General features: G+C 68.9%; 19 protein-coding genes and 2 tRNA genes. 5 read left to right on the top strand and 16 right to left on the bottom strand.

Features of this window, described 5'->3' with window-relative positions; all coding sequences use genetic code 11:
* Nucleotides 1-74: 74 nt before the first annotated feature.
* The 5 genes from dxs to dut all read right to left on the bottom strand — a co-directional run bounded on the left by dxs (nt 75) and on the right by dut (nt 7074).
* On the bottom strand, nt 75-2018 hold the full coding sequence (gene dxs / locus ATC03_RS09250; RefSeq protein WP_067881802.1) for a 1-deoxy-D-xylulose-5-phosphate synthase: 1944 nt from the start codon (nt 2016-2018) through the stop codon (nt 75-77).
* 231 nt (nt 2019-2249) lie between these two features.
* Entirely contained in the window at nt 2250-5060 is a 2811-nt protein-coding gene (gene acnA / locus ATC03_RS09245; protein WP_067875966.1) for an aconitate hydratase AcnA, read from the bottom strand.
* A gap of 156 nt (nt 5061-5216) precedes the next feature.
* On the bottom strand, nt 5217-5996 hold the full coding sequence (locus ATC03_RS09240; RefSeq protein WP_067875963.1) for a DUF3159 domain-containing protein: 780 nt from the start codon (nt 5994-5996) through the stop codon (nt 5217-5219).
* A 2-nt stretch (nt 5997-5998) separates the two neighbouring features.
* A complete protein-coding gene (locus ATC03_RS09235; RefSeq protein WP_067875958.1) occupies nt 5999-6619 on the bottom strand; it encodes a DUF3710 domain-containing protein in 621 nt (206 codons plus the stop codon).
* A complete protein-coding gene (gene dut / locus ATC03_RS09230; protein WP_067875955.1) occupies nt 6616-7074 on the bottom strand; it encodes a dUTP diphosphatase in 459 nt (152 codons plus the stop codon). The genes ATC03_RS09235 and dut overlap by 4 nt, the downstream gene beginning before the upstream one ends.
* A 38-nt stretch (nt 7075-7112) precedes the next feature.
* Here dut and ATC03_RS09225 point away from each other — a divergent pair, with 38 nt between their 5' ends.
* Entirely contained in the window at nt 7113-7577 is a 465-nt protein-coding gene (locus tag ATC03_RS09225; protein ID WP_067875952.1) for a DUF3093 domain-containing protein, read from the top strand.
* Here ATC03_RS09225 and ATC03_RS09220 read toward each other — a convergent pair.
* Together ATC03_RS09220 and ATC03_RS20690 are read right to left on the bottom strand one after the other, a co-directional pair.
* A complete protein-coding gene (locus ATC03_RS09220) occupies nt 7574-7867 on the bottom strand; it encodes a DUF4193 domain-containing protein (protein ID WP_055857482.1) in 294 nt (97 codons plus the stop codon). The genes ATC03_RS09225 and ATC03_RS09220 overlap by 4 nt on opposite strands.
* The gene (locus ATC03_RS20690; RefSeq protein ID WP_162493454.1) at nt 7821-7958 is read right to left on the bottom strand and encodes a hypothetical protein; all 138 of its coding nucleotides are present in this window, start codon (nt 7956-7958) and stop codon (nt 7821-7823) included. Before ATC03_RS20690 ends, ATC03_RS09220 begins: the two co-directional genes overlap by 47 nt.
* Nucleotides 7959-8014: 56 nt before the next feature.
* Here ATC03_RS20690 and sepH point away from each other — a divergent pair, with 56 nt between their 5' ends.
* Nucleotides 8015-9160: a septation protein SepH gene (gene sepH, locus ATC03_RS09215; protein WP_335622274.1), complete on the top strand. Its 1146-nt coding sequence runs from the start codon at nt 8015-8017 to the stop codon at nt 9158-9160.
* 44 nt (nt 9161-9204) lie between these two features.
* On the opposite strand, the gene ATC03_RS09210 is transcribed toward sepH, so the two are convergent.
* From ATC03_RS09210 to ATC03_RS09175, 8 genes are all read right to left on the bottom strand, one after another.
* Nucleotides 9205-10338: a benzoate/H(+) symporter BenE family transporter gene (locus tag ATC03_RS09210; protein WP_236778332.1), complete on the bottom strand. Its 1134-nt coding sequence runs from the start codon at nt 10336-10338 to the stop codon at nt 9205-9207.
* Nucleotides 10339-10379: 41 nt separating this feature from the next.
* A complete protein-coding gene (gene clpX / locus ATC03_RS09205) occupies nt 10380-11657 on the bottom strand; it encodes an ATP-dependent Clp protease ATP-binding subunit ClpX (protein WP_067875942.1) in 1278 nt (425 codons plus the stop codon).
* A gap of 112 nt (nt 11658-11769) precedes the next feature.
* Entirely contained in the window at nt 11770-12528 is a 759-nt protein-coding gene (locus tag ATC03_RS09200) for an AAA family ATPase (RefSeq protein ID WP_227820271.1), read from the bottom strand.
* 9 nt (nt 12529-12537) lie between these two features.
* The gene (locus ATC03_RS09195) at nt 12538-13206 is read right to left on the bottom strand and encodes an ATP-dependent Clp protease proteolytic subunit (RefSeq protein ID WP_067875939.1); all 669 of its coding nucleotides are present in this window, start codon (nt 13204-13206) and stop codon (nt 12538-12540) included.
* Between the two features lie 26 nt (nt 13207-13232).
* Complete coding sequence (locus ATC03_RS09190) at nt 13233-13817, bottom strand: ATP-dependent Clp protease proteolytic subunit (RefSeq protein ID WP_055857472.1); 585 nt, start codon at nt 13815-13817, stop codon at nt 13233-13235.
* Between the two features lie 193 nt (nt 13818-14010).
* The gene (locus ATC03_RS09185; protein WP_067875936.1) at nt 14011-14496 is read right to left on the bottom strand and encodes a tetratricopeptide repeat protein; all 486 of its coding nucleotides are present in this window, start codon (nt 14494-14496) and stop codon (nt 14011-14013) included.
* A gap of 70 nt (nt 14497-14566) precedes the next feature.
* Nucleotides 14567-16027: a trigger factor gene (gene tig, locus ATC03_RS09180; protein ID WP_067875930.1), complete on the bottom strand. Its 1461-nt coding sequence runs from the start codon at nt 16025-16027 to the stop codon at nt 14567-14569.
* Between the two features lie 48 nt (nt 16028-16075).
* Nucleotides 16076-16150: transfer RNA gene (locus tag ATC03_RS09175), tRNA-Pro, on the bottom strand.
* A gap of 188 nt (nt 16151-16338) precedes the next feature.
* Here ATC03_RS09175 and ATC03_RS09170 point away from each other — a divergent pair.
* From ATC03_RS09170 to ATC03_RS09160, 3 genes are all read left to right on the top strand, one after another.
* A tRNA-Gly gene (locus ATC03_RS09170) sits at nt 16339-16412 on the top strand.
* Between the two features lie 191 nt (nt 16413-16603).
* The gene (locus tag ATC03_RS09165; protein WP_067875927.1) at nt 16604-17092 is read left to right on the top strand and encodes a Dps family protein; all 489 of its coding nucleotides are present in this window, start codon (nt 16604-16606) and stop codon (nt 17090-17092) included.
* Nucleotides 17093-17136: 44 nt separating this feature from the next.
* Nucleotides 17137-17841, top strand: a complete 705-nt coding sequence (locus ATC03_RS09160) for a hypothetical protein (RefSeq protein ID WP_067875924.1) — start codon at nt 17137-17139, stop codon at nt 17839-17841.
* Between the two features lie 72 nt (nt 17842-17913).
* On the opposite strand, the gene ATC03_RS09155 is transcribed toward ATC03_RS09160, so the two are convergent.
* The gene (locus ATC03_RS09155) at nt 17914-18579 is read right to left on the bottom strand and encodes a response regulator transcription factor (protein WP_067875921.1); all 666 of its coding nucleotides are present in this window, start codon (nt 18577-18579) and stop codon (nt 17914-17916) included.
* Between the last annotated feature and the right edge of the window lie 41 nt (nt 18580-18620).

The raw sequence follows: 18620 nt of genomic DNA, 5'->3' as shown, positions 1-18620 counted from the left end.
ACGACGTCACCACGACACGAGGCCGGGTCCGCAGTGCGGATCCGGCCTCGTGTCTTGTACGGGTTCGGTCCGGCTCAGCCCTCTCGGGCGACGATGGGGCTCGCACCGGTATCGCTGGAGACGCCCCGGGCGTGCGGCAGCTTCGACCCGAGCACCATGCCCATGACATCTCGGGCGATGTGCTGAGGGGTCAGCTGGGTGCGCTCGAGGATCTGCGCGCGGGACGCGTGGTCGAGGAACTCGTCGGGCAGCCCGACCTCGGTCACCGCGGTGTCGACACCCGCCTCGCGAAGGTCCTGGCGGATGCGCGTGCCGATGCCGCCGACGCGGATGCCGTCTTCGATGCATACCACGAGGCGGTGCTCGGCCGACATGCTCACGACGCTGCGCGGCACGGGGACGACCCAGCGCGGATCGACGACCGTCGCGCCGATGCCCTGCGCGGCGAGCCGCTCGGCGACCTCGAGACCGGTGCCCGCCATCGGGCCGACCGTCACGATGAGGACGTCCTTGCTCGAGCTCTCGCGGAGCACGTCGACGCCGTCCTCGGTGCGGCGCACGGCGTCGTAGAACGCGCCGACACTGCCCTTCGGGAACCGGAGCGCGGTCGGTCCGTCGTCGACGGCCACGGCCTCGGCGAGTTCCTCCTCGAGGCGCACGGAGTCACGGGGGGCCGCGAGCCGGATGCCGGGCACGACCTGCAGGATCGCGAGATCCCACACGCCGTGGTGGCTCGGTCCGTCGGGGCCGGTGACGCCGGCCCTATCGAGCACGAACGTCACGCCGGCCTTGTGCAGCGCGACATCCATCAGCACCTGATCGAAGGCGCGATTCACGAACGTCGCATAGATCGCGACGACCGGATGCATGCCGCCGAAGGCGAGGCCTGCAGCAGAGGTCGCGGCGTGCTGCTCGGCGATGCCGACGTCGATGACCCGCTCGGGGAAGCGTTCAGCCATCTTGTGGAGGCCGGTGGGACGCAGCATCGCGGCCGTGATGCCGACGATGCGCTCGTTCTCGGACGCGAGTTCGACGAGCTTGTCTCCGAAGACGCTGGTCCAGCTCGCCGCGCCGGTCGTCTCGAGCGACTCGCCGGTCTCGGGGTCGATCTGGCCGACGGCGTGGAACTGGTCTGCGACGTCTTTCAGCGCCGGCTCGTAGCCGCGCCCCTTCTCGGTGATCGCGTGCACGATGACCGGGGCACCGTAGTGCTTCGCCTGCTCGAACGCCTCGATCATGGCCGTGACGTCGTGGCCGTGCACCGGGCCGATGTACTTGATGTCGAGGTTCGAGTACAGCGCCTCGTTGTTCGAGAAGCGGGCGAGGAACCCGTGCGTTCCGCCGCGGACACCGCGGTAGAGCGCACGCCCGGGGCTCCCGAGCTTGTTGAAGGCGCGCTGGCTCGTGAGGTAGAGGTTGCGGTAGCTGCGGCGCGTGCGGACACCGCTGAGGAAGCGCGCCATGCCGCCGATGGTCGGCGCGTACGAGCGCCCGTTGTCGTTGACGACGATCACGAGACGACGATTGTTGTCGTCGCTGATGTTGTTCAGCGCCTCCCACGTCATGCCGCCCGTGAGCGCGCCGTCTCCGACGACGGCGACGACGAAGCGGTCGTTCTGGCCGGTCATCGAGAACGCGCGCGAGATGCCGTCGGCCCACGACAGCGAACTCGACGCGTGCGAGCTCTCGACGATGTCGTGCTCGGACTCGGACCGCTGCGGGTAGCCCGCGAGGCCGCCCTCCTGGCGCAGCGTGGAGAAGTCCTGGCGCCCGGTCAGCAGCTTGTGCACGTAGGACTGGTGTCCGGTGTCGAACACGATCGCATCGCGCGGCGAATCGAACACGCGATGCATGGCGATCGTGAGCTCCACCACACCGAGGTTCGGGCCGAGGTGACCGCCGGTCTTCGCGACGTTGCGCACGAGGTACTCGCGGATCTCGGCGGCCAGCTGCTCGAGCTGATCCTTCGAGAGAGCGTCGAGGTCTCGAGGACCTCCGATCGACTCCAGAAGGGACATCGAGACCACCTTTCACTTCTGCGACGGATAGACCGGCGCATCACGTCATTCTACGCGGTCGCCCCTGCGCCACTCCGACGCCGCGACGTCGCACGAGCGGGGCGTCGGACACCGTTCGGGCCCGCCTCCGCCGCCGGCCATCGCCCCGTGACGGCCACCGTCTCACGCAGAACGCCCGCTCCCCCGGCCGGATGATCCGGACCGGAGAAGCGGGCATTTGGACGCGAATGCTCAGACGAGCGAACGCAGCACGTACTGCAGGATGCCGCCGTTGCGGTAGTAGTCGGCTTCACCGGGCGTGTCGATGCGCACGACCGCGTCGAACTCGACCGTCTGCTTGCCCTCGGGCGAGTGCTCGCTCGGCGCCGCGACGACGCGGACGGTCTTGGGGGTGACGCCCTCGTTCAGCTGCTCGAGACCCGAGATCGAGACGACCTCGGTGCCGTCGAGGCCGAGCGACGCCCAGCTCTCGCCGGCCGGGAACTGCAGCGGGACGACGCCCATGCCGATGAGGTTCGAGCGGTGGATGCGCTCGAAGCTCTCGGTGATGACGGCCTTCACGCCCAGCAGGCTCGTGCCCTTGGCCGCCCAGTCGCGCGACGAGCCGGAGCCGTACTCCTTGCCGCCGAAGATGACGAGCGGGGTGCCCTGCGCCTGGTAGTTCTGGCTCGCGTCGTAGATGAACGACTGCGGCGCGTCGGCCTGGGTGAAGTCGCGCGTGTAGCCGCCCTCGACGCCGTCGAGAAGCTGATTCTTCAGGCGGATGTTCGCGAACGTGCCACGGATCATGATCTCGTGGTTGCCACGACGCGAGCCATACGAGTTGAAGTCCTTGCGGTCGACGCCGTGCTCGCTCAGGTAGTGGCCGGCCGGGCTGTCGGCCTTGATGTTTCCGGCCGGGCTGATGTGGTCGGTCGTGACCGAGTCACCGAGCTTCGCGAGCACCCGCGCACCGACGATGTCGGCGACCGGAGTCGTCTCCATGGTCATGCCGTCGAAGTACGGAGGCTTGCGCACGTACGTCGACTCGTCGTCCCACTCGAACGTGGCGCCGGTCGGCGTGGGCAGGTTGCGCCAGCGGTCGTCGCCCTCGAAGACGCTCGCGTACTGGTGCGTGAACATCTCGGTGTTGATCGAGGAGTCGATCGTGGACTGGACCTCGGCCGCGTCGGGCCAGATGTCCTTGAGGAACACGTCGTTGCCGTCGTGGTCGGTTCCCAACGCGTCGACCTCGAAGTCGAAGTTCATCGAACCGGCGAGCGAGTAGGCGATCACGAGCGGTGGGCTCGCGAGGTAGTTCATCTTCACGTCGGGGTTGATGCGGCCCTCGAAGTTGCGGTTGCCCGAGAGCACGGCCGTGACGGCGAGGTCGTTCTCGTTGATCGCGGCGGAGACCTCTTCGATGAGGGGCCCGGAGTTGCCGATGCAGGTGGTGCAGCCGTAGCCGACCGTGTAGAAGCCGAGGTCTTCGAGATCCTGGGTCAGCCCGGCCTTCTCGTAGTAGTCGGTGACGACCTTCGAGCCCGGCGCGAGGGTGGTCTTGACCCACGGCTTGGCCTTCAGGCCCTTCTTCACGGCGTTGCGCGCGAGCAGGCCCGCGGCGAGCATGACCGACGGGTTCGACGTGTTCGTGCACGAGGTGATGGCCGCGATCGTGACGGCGCCGTGATCGAGCGTGAACCGCTGGCCGTCGGGAAGGGACACCTTCGTGGGCTTGGACGCCGAGGCGGGTGCGTGGCTGTGGTGGTGGTGCTCGTGCTGGCTGTACTCGTCTTCGGGCGAATTCCCGGGCGGGTCGGAGGCCGGGAAGGACTCCGAGCCCTCGAGGTCGACCAGATCGTGGTCGACCTCCGCGTAGTTGGTGAGGTCGGACTCGAACTGCGCCTTCGCCTCGCTCAGAATGATGCGGTCCTGCGGACGCTTCGGGCCGGCGATCGACGGGACGACCGTCGCGAGGTCGAGTTCGAGGTACTCGCTGAAGACCGGCTCGGACTCGGGGTCGTGCCAGAGCTTCTGCGTCTTCGAGTAGGCCTCGACGAGGGCGACCTGCTCGTCGCTGCGACCGGTGAGGCGCAGGTAGTCGAGCGTCACGTCGTCGATCGGGAACATGGCGGCCGTCGAGCCGAACTCGGGGCTCATGTTGCCGATGGTCGCGCGGTTCGCGAGCGGCACCGAGGCCACGCCCGAGCCGTAGAACTCGACGAACTTGCCGACGACGCCGTGCTTGCGCAGCATGTCGGTGATCGTGAGCACGACGTCGGTCGCGGTCACGCCGGTCGGGATCGCGCCCGAGAGCTTGAAGCCGACGACCTTCGGGATGAGCATCGACACGGGCTGGCCGAGCATCGCGGCCTCGGCCTCGATGCCGCCGACGCCCCAGCCGAGCACGCCGAGCCCGTTGACCATGGTCGTGTGCGAGTCGGTGCCGACGCAGGTGTCGGGGTACGCCCGGAGCACGCCGTCGACGGTGCGGTCGTAGATGACCTTGGCGAGGTGCTCGATGTTCACCTGGTGCACGATGCCGGTGCCCGGCGGAACGACCTTGAAGTCGTCGAACGCGGTCTGGCCCCAGCGGAGGAACTGGTAGCGCTCGCCGTTGCGCTCGTACTCGATCTCGACGTTGCGCTCGAGGGCGTTCTCGGTGCCGAAGAGATCGGCGATGACCGAGTGGTCGATGACCATCTCGGCCGGCGAGAGCGGGTTGATGCGGTTCGGGTCGCCGCCGAGGGCGACGACGGCTTCGCGCATGGTGGCGAGGTCGACGATGCACGGCACGCCCGTGAAGTCCTGCATGACCACGCGCGCAGGCGTGAACTGGATCTCGGTGTCGGGCTCCGCGGTGGGAACCCACGAGCCGAGCGCCTCGATCTGCTGCTTCGTCACGTTCGCACCGTCTTCGGTGCGGAGCAGGTTCTCGAGGAGAACCTTGAGGCTGAACGGAAGCTTCTCGTGGCCGGGCACCGTGTCGAGACGGAAGATCTCGTAGGATTCCTCGCCGACGCGGAGCGTGTCCTTCGCCCCGAAACTGTTCACTGCAGACACGATGTCCTCTCCTTCACGGATGCCGCGCGGTGGGGCGCAGCACTCCATCATCTCCGTCGAACATGGGGCTGTTCCAGCAAGGGTAACCTAAGCGCCATCACGCCCGACAGGCTCCGCATCACCGCGGAAATGTATCTCGATGTCGAGATAACTGTATCACTCGGCGGTACGAGCGGATGACGGATAGACGGCCCGGACGACGAGCCAGCTGAAGACGAGCACGAGGGCGTAGAGCGGCACGCCCATCAGCAGTCGGGTGAGGCCGAGCGCCGCGACGTTGTCGACGAAGTAGAGCGGAACCTGCACGATCAACCGTGCCGCGAAGAAGCAGATCCAGACGATCGTGAGGAACTGCGCCGCGCGCATCTTGCGCCGATCGGTTCGCCACGCGGTGCCGTCGCCCATCAGGAAGCCGACGATCACGCCGATGGCCGGCCAGCGCACCAGCAGCGAGATGAGCAGGGCGATCGCGTACGCGGCGTTCGTGAAGAACCCGAGCACGTAGTTGTCGCGCGCATCGCCGGACCACAGCGACAGCGCCGCGGAGGCGAGGACGCCGATGAGTCCAGCGATCGCCTGCGTGGGCTGACCCTTGGTCGCGAGACGCACGGCCGTGAACACGACCGCGAGCCCGACGGATGCCGCGAGTGCGGGAACGAGGGCATCTTGCGTCGGCCAGCCCATGAGGCTCGTGAGCACGGCGTACGTCACGAGGAACACGAGCCCGGGCAGGAGCGCCTCGAGGACGCCACGGACTCCGCCGATCGCCCTCAGCAGGTCGCCGCCACTCAGCTTGTCGTCGCGGGCGAGCGCGCCAAGACCGCTGCGCTCGGCGGCCGCGGCCATCTGACGGGCGAACTCCCCCGAGGTCGCGTCGGCGGTCGCGGCATCCGCCCGCTCTTCGCTGGCGGACGGGGTCGCGTCGGGATCGGCCATCGCTACGTGGTCGGCGCGCCGGCTGAGGTGCTCGGCATGCGCAGCGGGATCAGGTCGCGGGGCGGCATCGGCGTCGAGCCGCGCACCACCACGATCGACCGGAAGAGGTCCTCGATCTTGGCTGCAGCGGTCGGATCGACCGCGGCCTCGCCGGCGATGACGCCGCGGAGGAACCACCTGGGACCGTCGACGCCGATGAACCGGGCGAGACGCTGGTGGCCGGCCTGGCCCTCGGCTGCGGCGACCGGGATCTGCGCCAGGACCTCGGGCCCGAACGCCCCCTCGCGCACCGTCGTCGTGCCGCCCTGACGGGCGATCTGCTCGGCGATCTGCGACCGGATCTCGTGCCAGAGTCCGCTGTTGCGCGGAGCCGCGAACGGCTGCACCTGCAGCGTCGAATTCGCGTAGTCGAGGCCGATCGCCACGACCCGCTTGGTGCCCTCCTCGACCTCGAGGCGCACGTGGAGCCCCTCGCGCGGCAGGACCTTCAGTCCGCCGAGATCGACGTACGGACGAACGGGGTTCGCCTCGGACTCGTCGAACGGGCCCGCGGACGCTCGGTCGTCGGGTGCGGACTTGGGGTGGTCGACGGGGACTTCGTCGACGTTCTCGATATCGCTCACGCGCTCTCTCCTGACTTGTGCTCACCGAATCCGGTGGAGCCGAATCCCCCCTCGCCTCGCTGGCTCCCGGGGAGCCGCTCGACGGCGACGAACCTCGCTCGACTCACGGGCATGACGATGAGCTGGGCGATGCGGTCGCCCACCTCGATCGCATGCGGCGCGCTCGAATCGGTGTTCAACAATGCGACCTTGATCTCGCCGCGGTAGCCCGCGTCGATCGTGCCGGGTGCGTTCACGATCGTGATGCCGTGCTTGAACGCGAGGCCCGAACGCGGAACGACGAAGCCGACGTAACCGTCGGGAAGCGCGATCGCGACCCCCGTGCCGACGGCGGCACGCGCTCCGGGCTGCAGGACGATCGCCTCTGCGGCGTGGAGGTCGGCGCCCGCGTCGCCGGCGTGGGCGTAGGCGGGAACACGGTCTGCGGTGATGAGCACCTCGACGGAATCGGTCACCGTTCGAGGGTAGTGCAGAAGTCTGATCGAATAGAGCCATGCCCGTCTATCGCGAACGCCTCTGGCCGACCCCGTGGATCTACATCGCCACACTGCTGCTCGTGCCCGCGAGCATCCTGGTGCTCGCACCGGTGTCGATGCCGGCCGGGATCGCGACCGGCATCGTGCTCTACGCCGCGTGCGTCGGCACGCTCTCGCTGACCTCGCCGGTCGTCGAGGTGGCCGACGGCGTCCTCCGCGCCGGTCGTGCCGAGATCGCGCTGAGCCAGACCGGCGAAGCCGTCGCGGCGGACGAGGCGCACGCGCGCGTCGAGATGGGCACGGGCCTGGACGCCCGGGCGTACCTCGTCACGCGCGGGTGGGTGAAGACGCTCGTGCGCGTCCCGATCGAGGACGCCGCCGACCCCGTGCCCTACTGGCTCGTCTCCAGCCGCCGGGCAAACGAATTGGCCGCCGCGATCAACGGATCGCGACGGCCAGAGCACGGGGAGAACGCCGACTAGGCAGCGCACTCCTGGCAGATCGGTCCGAGCTTGGACTCGTGATCGATCTGCGAACGGTGCTTCACCAGGAAGCAGTTCACACAGGTGAACTCGTCCGCCTGCGGCGGCAGCACGACGACGTCGAGCTCGACGTCCGACAGGTCGGCACCGGGCAGGTCGAAACCACCGGGGTTGTCGGCGTCTTCGACGTCGACCACACCGGACATCTTGTCAGGCACGCGCTCCTTGAGGGCCTCGATCGACTCAGAGTCGTCCTCGGTCTTCCGTGGTGCGTCGTAATCCGTTGCCATTCCCATCCATTTCCGTCAGCGCCGAAGATTCGGCGGCCATAGTCTGCATCAAATCGAAGCCATTGGCAAACCTTTCGAGCTGGTCTACCATGTGCCATCCCCAACTTCCGGCGCGCCCGGGATATTCCCAGAGTCCCTGCGATCGACGTGGCATCCTTGGGCGGAGACAGAAGCACGGAAGGGCTTGTCGAGATGCAGGAACTCAAAGTAATCGGAGTCGAGAACGGCGCACTGCTGGCCGCGTCCGACGATGGCGCACGATTCCGGATCGAGATCGACGAAGTACTGCAGTCCCGGATCCGCCAGGCGCAGCCCGAAGTGCACACCGGGCCGAAGCCGTCGCCGCGCGAGATCCAGTCGCTGATCCGGTCAGGGCTCTCCGCCGAGGAGGTGGCCCAGGTCACCGGCGCTTCCGTCGACTACGTGCGCCGGTTCGAGGGGCCAGTGGTGGCCGAGCGCGAGCACATGGTCACGAGCGCGCTCGCCGTTCCCGTGCACGCCGTCATCGAGCAGGACTCCGACGACCCCGTCACCTTCGGGCTCGCGATCCGCGACCGCCTGGCCAAGCTCGGCGCGCTCGGCGAACGCTGGGCGAGTTGGAAGGACGAGGAGCGCGGCTGGATCGTCAAGCTCGAGTTCACGGCCGACAGCATCGACCACGACGCACGCTGGGGCTTCGAACCTCGCAAGCAGTCGTTGCAGCCCCTGAATTCCGAGGCGACCACGCTGTCGCAGCAGGGCGAACTCAAGGGCGGGTTGATGCCTCGCCTGCGCGCGGTCGGCCCCGACACCGAGGAGTCGCGGTTCGACAGCGGTGCGTTCACCTTCGAGGAGCCGACCGACCCGGTGCTCGACACCGCGCCGCACCTCGAGCCGCTCCCCTATGGCAGGTCGACCTCGACGACGCCGACCCCGTCGGTGTCGAGCCCGGCCGTCTCGCGTGCCGCGATCAAGCGTGCCGACGAGCCGGCCCAGGCGCTCGGCGAGACCGCGGACCTGCTCGAGGCGCTGCGGCGCCGTCGTGGTGAACGAGAAGCCGCGAGCACCGAGGCCGACCTGCAGCCGGAGCTTCCCCTGCCCATCGACCCGCCCGCGGTCGTCGCGCCCGTCTCCGCCGACGAGGACCCGCCCGGCGAGCGGCCCGCGAGCGCCGCCCGCTCGATCTGGGGCACGAAGGCCACCACGTCTCCGACCAGCCCGGCGGCGCCGCGCAACCAGAAGAAGGGCCGCGCCTCGATGCCGAGCTGGGACGAGATCGTCTTCGGCGCGCGCACCGACGACGACCTCGCCTGACCGCTCGGAACAGCGAACAGCGCCCCACGCTGCGGCGTCAGGCGTCAGGTGTCGGCACGCACTCGGCGGGGGCGGAGCCAGAGCAGCAGCACGCCGCCGACGAGCAGCCCCCAGAACGCCGAGCCGATGCCCGCGACGGCGATGCCAGAGGCGGTGACGAGAAAGGTGCCGATCGCCGCGATGCGAGCATCTGCGCGCTCGAGGGCGCTCGTGACCGCGGCCACGAGTGCACCCAGCAGCGCCAGCCCGGCGACGGCGGTGATGATAATCGGCGGCGATGCCTGGACGATCGCGGCCGCGAGCCCCGCGGCGACGCCGAGCACGAGGTAGGAGACGCCGGCCGAGACGGTCGCGACCCAGCGCTTGGCGGGATCGGGGTTGGACTCGGGCCCGGCCATGATCGCGGCCGTGATCGCGGCGAGATTGATCGCGTGTCCGCCGAACAGGGCGCTGCCCATGCCCGCGACACCCGAGCTCACGAGCACGGGTCGCGGCGGCGCCTCGTAGCCGAACGTCGACATCACGGCGAATCCCGGCACGTTCTGGCCGGCCATCGTGACGACGAAGAGCGGCAGTCCGAGGCTGACGATCACCGCGGGATCGAAGACCGGCGGGACGAACTGCAGTGCTGGCGTCACGGTCGGGGCGTCGAGCACCGAAGGTCCGGCGATGATCGCGATGCCCACGACCGCAACGCCCATGGCCGCAGGGACCGCCCAGCGGGGGGCGAGACGCGCGAGCAGCAGCCAGACGATCACCATCGGCACCGCGATCGCCGGCTGCTGCACGGAGGCGGTCACGGGGGCGAGGCAGATCGGGAACAGGATGCCGGCGAGCATCGCACTCGCGAGCGGCTTCGGGATCGAGGTGATGAGCCGCCCGAACGCCGGCCATAGCCCGGCGACCACGATGAGCGCACCGCAGACGAGGAACGCGCCGGTCGCCGCCCCGAACTGCTGCGTGGTCGCGGCTGCCGAGACGAGCAGCGCCGCCCCCGGCGTCGACCAGGCGAACGAGACCGGCATCCTGAGCATGATCGGCAGCACGATGCATGTCACGCCGGTCGCGATGCAGAGCGCGAACAAGCCGGATGCCGCCTGCGAATCGGTCGCGCCGACCGCCGTGAACCCGGCGATGACCAGCGCGAACGAGCTGGCGAAGCCCGTGATGGCGGCGATGACCCCCGCGACGACCGTGTGGAAGATGGCCGTGCCCTGGGTCAGGCGGACTTCTCGGCGCGGCGCGGCTTGTGCGGCACGATCGTCGGCGCCGCGTTGTCGAGCACGGCCCCCTTCGTGACGACGACCCTGGCCACACCGGTGGACGACGGCACCTCGAACATGATGGGTCCGAGCACCTCCTCCATGATGGCGCGGAGCCCACGGGCGCCGGTCTGCCGGAGCACGGCCAGGTCGGCGATCGCCTCGAGCGCGGCCTCTTCGAAGTCGAGCTGCACGCCGTCGATCTCGAACATGCGCTGATACTGCTTGACGAGGGCGTTCTTCGGCTCGGTGAGGATCTCCATGAGGGCCTCGCGATCGAGCGGCGTCACCGTCGCGACGACCGGCAGGCGGCCGATGAACTCGGGGATCAGGCCGAACTTGTGCAGGTCCTCGGGGAGCACCTCGCTGAACAGCTGTGCGTCGCTCTCTTTATTGTGCAGTGGAGCGCCGAACCCGATGCCGCGCTTGCCCGCACGCGACGAGATGATGCTCTCGAGGCCCGAGAACGCGCCCGCGACGATGAACAGCACGTTGGTGGTATCGATCTGGATGAACTCCTGATGCGGGTGCTTGCGCCCGCCCTGCGGGGGCACGGAGGCGACGGTACCCTCGAGGATCTTCAGCAACGCCTGCTGCACGCCCTCGCCCGAAACGTCGCGCGTGATCGACGGGTTCTCGGCCTTGCGCGCGATCTTGTCGATCTCGTCGATGTAGATGATGCCCGTCTCGGCGCGCTTGACGTCGTAGTCGGCGGCCTGGATGAGCTTCAGGAGGATGTTCTCGACGTCTTCGCCGACGTACCCGGCCTCGGTCAGGGCCGTGGCGTCGGCGACGGCGAACGGCACGTTGAGCTGCTTCGCGAGCGTCTGCGCCAGGTAGGTCTTGCCGCAGCCCGTCGGTCCGATGAGCAGGATGTTCGACTTGGCGATCTCGACGTCGTCGTGCGCGCGGTCGGCGGTCGTGAGGGTCGACTTCGCGCGAACGCGCTTGTAGTGGTTGTAGACGGCGACGGCGAGGGCCTTCTTGGCCGCCTCCTGGCCGATGACGTACTCCTCGAGGAACCCGAAGATCTCTTTGGGCTTCGGGAGTTCGAACTCCCCGGCCTCGGTCTCGCCGGACTCGGCGAGACGCTCCTCGATGATCTCGTTGCAGAGCTCGACGCATTCGTCGCAGATGTAGACGCCCGGCCCAGCGATCAGCTGCTGGACCTGCTTCTGGCTCTTTCCGCAGAACGAGCACTTGAGCAGATCGGCGCTCTCTCCGATGCGTGCCATCGAACCCTCCCTGTCGACGAGTCTGGTCCGAGCCTAGCCCGAGATCGCACCGTTGCGGCGTAGCCCGCGCGATTCGACACGCCACGGAGGTTCGCCCGCGGCGAACCCCGGTTCACCCGATCAGGTGGCGCAGGTAACGCCGGGGATCGTCGAGGTAGGAGCGCCAGTGCGCCACGAGTTCGAGATCCTCCCACCGGGCCTCGCGGATGCCCCACTCCCCCAGTTCGAGGATGGTCGCCCCCGGAACCGAGGCGAGGATGGGCGAGTGGGTGGCGCAGATGACCTGGGTGCCGCGTGCGACCATGCGATCGAGTCCCGCGATCCAGCCGAGGACGGATGCGAACGACAGGGCGGCCTCCGGCTCGTCGAGGCAGACCAGCCCGGCACGATGATGCGGATGGTTGAGCTTGTTGTCGAGCAGGTCGTTGAACGACTCGCCGTGACTCAGTGCGTGGAGGTGCCGGTCGGGACTCTCGGGCAGCGCCTCGAGATAGCTGTAGTAGCCGTGCATCGTCTCGGCGCGGAGGAAGAAGCCCCACCGCGGTGCGGACGGGCTGCGCTCGATGCGAAGCCAGTCGGAGAGTGGCGACTCGGTCGGTCTGGTCGATCGTCCGCCGTTGCTGCTGCCGCCCTCAGGGGGCAGTCCGTAGGCGGTCGCGATGCCCTCGAGCAGCGTCGACTTGCCGCTGCCGTTCTCGCCGACGAGGAACGTGAGCCCCGACTCGAACTCGAGGCCGCGTCGGCGGATAACCTCGGCGATCGCGGGAATCGTCGCCGGCCACGCCGTCGGATCGATCTGCGCATCGTCGAACACGGAGACGCGGCGGATGGCACGGCTGTCGAACAGCCCGCCATCCGCCGCGTTCGTCACGCTCGGAGGTCAGCGCGTGATGGCCGGCAGTGCCTTGCGCGAGGTGAGCACCTGGTCGATGAGCCCGTACTCGAACGCCTCCTGCGCGGAGAGGATCTTGTCGCGGTCGATGTCGGTGTTGACCTGCTCGGGCGTGCGGTTCGAGTGACGCGAGAGCGTCTCCTCGAGCCAGGTGCGCATGCGCAGGATCTCGGCCGCCTGGATCTCGATGTCGGACGCCTGACCGTGGCCGGCCTCGCCCATGGCGGGCTGGTGGATCAGCACACGGGCGTTCGGCAGCGCGAGACGCTTGCCGGGCGTGCCCGCCGCGGCGAGCACCGCTGCGGCCGATGCGGCCTGGCCGAGGACGACCGTCATGACCTCGGGGCGGATGTACTGCATCGTGTCGTAGATCGCCGTCATGGCCGTGAACGAGCCGCCGGGCGAGTTGATGTACATGATGATGTCGCGGTCGGGGTCCATCGACTCGAGCACCAGCAGCTGCGCCATGATGTCGTCGGCCGACGCGTCGTCGACCTGGACGCCGAGGAAGATGATGCGGTCCTCGAAGAGCTTGGCGTAGGGGTCCTGGCGCTTGTAGCCGTAGGCGGTGCGCTCCTCGAAGCTCGGCAGGATGTAGCGCGAACCGGGGGCCTGCACGCCGTTGAAGGCGGTGCCACCGAAGTTGGGTACTGACATTCGCTCGTTCTCTCTTCTCTCGATGCCTACGCCTGGGTTCCGCCGCCGCCGGCGACGTCGAGCGCCGACTCGCGGATGTGGTCGACGAAGCCGTACTCGAGGGCCTCCTGCGCGGTGAACCAGCGGTCGCGGTCGCCGTCGGCGTTGATCTGCTCGACCGACTTGCCGGTCTGCGCCGCGGTGATCTCGGCGAGGCGGTTCTTCATCGAGACGATGAGCTGGGCCTGCGTCTGGATATCGCTCGAGGTGCCGCCGAACCCGCCGTGCGGCTGGTGCAGGAGCACTCGCGCGTTCGGCGTGATGTACCGCTTGCCCTTGGTGCCGGCCGTGAGGAGCAGCTGCCCCATGGACGCGGCCATGCCGATGCCCACGGTGACGATGTCGTTCGGCACGAACTGCATCGTGTCGTAGATCGCCATGCCCGCCGTGATCGACCCGCCGGGCGAGTTGACGTAGAGGTAGATGTCCTTCTTCGGGTCTTCGGCGGCCAGCAGCAGCAGCTTGGCTGCGATCTCGTTGGCGTTCTCATCACGCACTTCGGACCCGAGCCAGATGATGCGGTCCTTCAGCAGTCGATCGAAAACTCCGGTGCCGGGTGTCGCTTCGGCCATGTGTCGCTCCTTCTGCGGTTGTCGCGTTGTGTCGAATCTATCCGGTGCAACACGCGGGAACGGGGGTGTTCGCCCTCGGCGGATGCCGCGTCGCGCCGGGTTCGCCCACAGCGGAGCGCCGGGGGTCGCGGCGCCGTCGATCGGCGCCCCCACGCGGCATCCGCTCGGCGGACCCGCGGACAGGTCGGCCGTGTCAGTCGAGCAGTTCGCGCGCGTAGTTCGTGACCGAACGCGTGTAGCGCCGCAGGTGGGGTGCGAGCGTGAGCAGGGCGACGGATGCCGCGCGCTCGGCGCTGCCCGCACTCACGAGCGCCAGCGCGAGGAACGCGGCCACCTCGTCGCGGTAGGGCGCGTCGGGATGCTCTCGCAGCTCGGCCTCGAGCAGTTCGAGGGCGCGGTCGTTGTCACCGAGGTTGCGGATGCTGCTCGCCATCTGGATCACCGCCTGCGGGCGGTTCTCGTCGTCGAGCCCGAGGCGCAGCGCGCGCTCGTAGAGGGGCACCGCCTCGTCGGGGCGTCCGGCCGAGTCGCGAGCCCCCGCGCGCTCGAGCACGGCCTGCGCGTCGTCGTCGCCCCGCTCCGCGGCGATCGCGTCGATGCGCGCGATGAGCTCGTCGTCGACGAGGACGCCCGACGTGTCGTTCCAGATCGCGTCGATGCGCTGCTGCCAGTCGTCCATGTGCTCCTCCAGGAGACGACGCAGGGCCGGACGTGGAGACGTCCGGCCCTGCGTCGAGTGCTCGACCGAGTTACTCGGCGTCGGCCTTCTTCGGCGCGCGCTTGCGGGCCGGCTTCTTCTCTTCTGCGGCATCCGCGGCGTCCTCGGCCGGAGCCTCGGCCTCGGCCTCGGCGGCGGCCTTCTTGGTGGCGCGCTTCTTCGGGGCCGGAGCCTCGTCGGCTGCGGGGGCCTCGTCGGCCGCCTCGTCGTCGCCGGCGACGGCCGTGAACTCGGAGAGGTCGACGGCCTTGCCCTCGGCGTCGGAGACCTTCGCCTTGCCGAGCGCGATCGCGAGCGCCTTGTTGCGCGCGACCTCGCCGACCATGGCGGGGATCTGGCCCTGCTGGCTCAGGATCTGCACGAACTCGTTCGGGTCCATGCCGTACTGCGCGGCACCCTGCACGAGGTACTGCGTGAGCTCCTCCTGGCTGACCTTGACCTGCTCGGCCTCGGCGATCGCGTCGAGCACGATCTGCGTCTTGAAGGCCTTCGTGCTGGCCTCGGTGACCTCGGCGCGGTGCTCGTCGTCTTCGAGGCGGTTCTCGCCCTCGAGGTGGCGGTGCACCTCGTCTTCGATGACGGCGTCGGCGACCGGCACCTCGACGAGCTCGAGGAGCTTGTCGACGAGGAGGTCGCGGGCCTGCGTGCCCTGACCGAACGACTTGTTGCGGGCGACCTGCTCGGTGAGGCTCGCGGTGAGCTCGTCGAGCGTGTCGAACTCGCTCGCGATCTGCGCGAAGTCGTCGTCGGCCGCGGGGAGCTCGCGCTCCTTGACGGCACCGACGGTCACGGAGATCTCGGCGGTCTGGCCCTCGTGCTCGCCGCCGAGCAGCTTGGACGCGAACGTCGTCGACTCACCGGCGGTGAGCGAGTCGAGCGCCTCGTCGATGCCCTCGAGCAGCTCGCCCGAGCCGAGCTCGTAGGAGATGCCGTTGGCGGTGTCGACCTCGACGCCCTCGATCGTGGCGACCAGGTCGAGCGTCACGAAGTCGCCCTTCGCGGCCGGACGGTCGACGGTGACGAGCGTGCCGAAGCGCGAGCGCAGGCGCTCGAGCTCTTCGGTGACCTCGTCGTCGCCCACCTCGACCGAGTCGACGGTGATCTCGAGGCCGTCGTACGAGGGAAGCTCGATCTCGGGACGCACGTCGACCTCGATCGCGAGGAGGAGGTCGCCGGAGAAGTCCTTGTCGCTGGGCCACTCGACGATGTCCGCCTCGGGACGGCCGAGGGGGCGCAGCTCGTGTTCGGCGACGGCGGCGCGGAAGAACCCGTCGAGGCCCTCGTTGACGGCGTGCTCGAGCACGGCGCCCTTGCCGACGCGCTGGTCGATGATGGGCGGCGGCACCTTGCCCTTGCGGAAGCCGGGCACGTTCACCTGCTCGGCGATGTGCTCGTACGCGTGGGCGATGCTGGGCTTCAGCTCCTCGGGCGTCACCGAGATGGTGAGCTTGGCGCGAGTGGGGCTCAGCTTCTCAACCGAAGTGGTCGGCATGTGAAGATCTCCTGTTTGGTGGAAGTTCGTGTCGAGTCTCACGACCCGTCGGGGCGACAGGATTCGAACCTGCGACCTCCCGCTCCCAAAGCGGGCGCTCTAGCCAAGCTGAGCTACGCCCCGAGTCGTTGACCCGACTCGTCTGTCCACACGCCGAGGCACGCCGAAACGCGCATCAACACGCGTGGACCCGGGAAAGTCTACTGTACGGTCGAGCCGCGATCCTGCGCGGTGCCGCACGCGGACGCGCCGGTGCACGAGCCGGCCGCCGCGATGCATTACGATGATGCAAGTGCCCGCAAGCGGGTCACGGGGATGTAGCTCAATGGTAGAGCCTCAGTCTTCCAAACTGATCACGCGGGTTCGATTCCCGTCATCCCCTCCATTCGACGCCCCGCCCGGTCCGCATCCGGCGGGGCGTTCGTCGTCTCACCGTCCGTTTCGGGATGCCGCGGCATCCGCTCATGGCGAACAGGGAGGCCGGATCAGCCGAGCCTTCCCTTCCTTGAAATACCGCGCAACCTGCGTAGCGTTGTACCTGACAGCCGAACAGAAGCTTCAGGGAAGGTTGACCAGATGACCGACATCCAGACCGCACCGCAGACGGGATCCACGGCCGATGTGGCCGCAGGAGCCGCACAGTTCCTCACGCCCGTCGTGCAGGAACTCATCGCACTCGCCGTGAACGGCAAGCAGGCGCACTGGCACGTTCGGGGCGCGAACTTCATCGCCGTGCACGAGCTGCTCGACACGGTCGTCGACCACGCGCAGGACTGGTCCGACACGGCCGCCGAGCGCGTCGTCGCACTGGGCCTGCCGATCGACGGGCGCCTCGCGACCGTGGCCTCGAAGACCGCCGGCGCGAACCCCAAACTCGGCTTCCTGCCGTACGAGCAGGCCATCGCCGACGTGGTCGCGCAGATCGACGTCGTCACGCAGCGCGTGAACGCCGCGATCGAGGGCCTGGCGGAGCTCGACCCGGCCAGCCAGGACGTCGTGATCGAGATCCGTCGCGGCCTCGACAAGGACCGCTGGTTCCTCTCCTCGCACGTCGCCGTCGCCTAGACCCGACGCTGGCGGCCTGACGGGCCCGGGTGCAGAATGCCGCTATGACGGCCGACGCATCCGGGCCCGTTCCGTCGTCGGTGCCGCCCACCGATGCGCCGCTCACCGACGCGCAGAAGTCGTTGCGCGCGCAGATGCTGGCCACCGAGCACTGGAGCCTGCTGGCCTCGCGCAGCACGACGCAGAGCGAGGTGCTCACCCGCATCGCGATCTTCCTCACGCTCGTCTCGGCGGGGCTCGTGACGCTCGGCGTGCTCGGCAACGCGACCGGGTTCCGCGGCTGGTTCGGGCTCGCGGCCATCGGGGTTCTGGTGCTCCTCGTGCTGCTCGGCGTCATCACGCAGATCCGCGTGTTCAACACCGCCACCGAGGACCTCGCCTACGTGCTCGCGATGAACCGGCTGCGCGGCGCCTACGTCGACCTCGACCCCGGCATCGGGCCCTACCTCCTGATGGGCACGACCGATGACGGCCCCGGCATCCATCGCACGTACTTCCCGTTCGCCACTCGCGACCGCTCGCAGGTCTTCGCGAGCTCGATGATGGTGATGCTCGTGGTCAACACCGCCATCGGCGGGCTGCTGGTCGGCGCCCTCGTGTACGCGGCGACCGGCTCTGCCGGCTGGGCACTCGCCGCTGGCGCGGTACTGGCCGGGGTCGCCTTCGTGCTCTGGATGAGGTGGGGATACCGCAGCTACGCGCACATCCTCCGCGTGCACATTCCGTTGCGGCGCTCGCCCGACGCCTGAGCCTTGACCCCGACGCCTGACGCCCGAGTCCTGACGCCCGAGTCCTGGCGCCCGTCCCTCGACGCCTGGCGACTAGCGCTGCAGCCAGGCGAGCACCGCGAGCACCCGGCGGTGGTCGGTGCCCGAATCCTCGAGGCCGAGCTTCTGGAAGATCGAGGTGACGTTCTTCTCGACCGCGCCGACGCCGATGAACAACTGCTTCGCGATGCCCGCGTTCGTGCGACCCTCGGCCATGAGCCCCATGACCTCGCGCTCGCGCGGAGTCAGCGAGGCGAGCGGGTCGCCGCGACGGGCGAGCAGTTCGCGAACGACCAGCGGGTCGAGCACGGTGCCGCCCTGGCTCACCCGCTCGACGGCGTCCTGCAGTTCGTCGAGCGACGCGACGCGGTCCTTCAGCAGGTAGCCCATGCCGCCCTCGCCCGACGAGAGGAGCTCGTTGGCGTATGTGCCCTCGACGTACTGGCTCAGCAGCAGGACGCCCGCCCGCGGCATCCGTCGCCGGATCTCGATCGCCGCGCGCACGCCCTCGTCGCGGAAGGTCGGGGGCATCCGCACGTCGAGCACCGCGACATCGGGCGCCGTCGCCGCGAGGTCGGCGAGCAGGGCTTCGGCATCGCCGTAGGCCGCGACCGTCTCGAACCCGGCTTCGCCGAAGAGCCGCACGAGCCCCTCGCGGAGCAGCACGGAGTCCTCTGCGAGCACGATGCGGAGCGGTGGGCGCGTGGCCGGATCGGTCATGCGCCCACACTATCGAGCGGCGGCGGCGGGTCTCGAGACGC

It is taken from the genome of Agromyces aureus (assembly GCF_001660485.1).
GTDB classification, from domain to species: domain Bacteria; phylum Actinomycetota; class Actinomycetes; order Actinomycetales; family Microbacteriaceae; genus Agromyces; species Agromyces aureus.
The sequence above is the reverse complement of the archived record's forward strand: the minus strand, read 5'-3'. Positions and strand labels throughout refer to the sequence as shown.

Excerpts from the sequence above, each read along its gene's own strand:
- ATC03_RS09160 (WP_067875924.1), top strand. The coding sequence starts at position 17,137 with ATGACGGCCGACGCATCCGGGCCCGTTCCGTCGTCGGTGCCGCCCACC.
- ATC03_RS09190 (WP_055857472.1), bottom strand. The coding sequence starts at position 13,817 with ATGGCCGAAGCGACACCCGGCACCGGAGTTTTCGATCGACTGCTGAAG.
- dxs (WP_067881802.1), bottom strand. The coding sequence starts at position 2,018 with ATGTCCCTTCTGGAGTCGATCGGAGGTCCTCGAGACCTCGACGCTCTC.
- ATC03_RS09240 (WP_067875963.1), bottom strand. The coding sequence starts at position 5,996 with ATGGCCGATCCCGACGCGACCCCGTCCGCCAGCGAAGAGCGGGCGGAT.
- ATC03_RS09220 (WP_055857482.1), bottom strand. The coding sequence starts at position 7,867 with ATGGCAACGGATTACGACGCACCACGGAAGACCGAGGACGACTCTGAG.
- ATC03_RS09185 (WP_067875936.1), bottom strand. The coding sequence starts at position 14,496 with ATGGACGACTGGCAGCAGCGCATCGACGCGATCTGGAACGACACGTCG.
- ATC03_RS09155 (WP_067875921.1), bottom strand. The coding sequence starts at position 18,579 with ATGACCGATCCGGCCACGCGCCCACCGCTCCGCATCGTGCTCGCAGAG.
- ATC03_RS09225 (WP_067875952.1), top strand. The coding sequence starts at position 7,113 with ATGCCCGTCTATCGCGAACGCCTCTGGCCGACCCCGTGGATCTACATC.
- tig (WP_067875930.1), bottom strand. The coding sequence starts at position 16,027 with ATGCCGACCACTTCGGTTGAGAAGCTGAGCCCCACTCGCGCCAAGCTC.
- ATC03_RS09195 (WP_067875939.1), bottom strand. The coding sequence starts at position 13,206 with ATGTCAGTACCCAACTTCGGTGGCACCGCCTTCAACGGCGTGCAGGCC.
- ATC03_RS20690 (WP_162493454.1), bottom strand. The coding sequence starts at position 7,958 with ATGGTAGACCAGCTCGAAAGGTTTGCCAATGGCTTCGATTTGATGCAG.
- ATC03_RS09165 (WP_067875927.1), top strand. The coding sequence starts at position 16,604 with ATGACCGACATCCAGACCGCACCGCAGACGGGATCCACGGCCGATGTG.
- clpX (WP_067875942.1), bottom strand. The coding sequence starts at position 11,657 with ATGGCACGCATCGGAGAGAGCGCCGATCTGCTCAAGTGCTCGTTCTGC.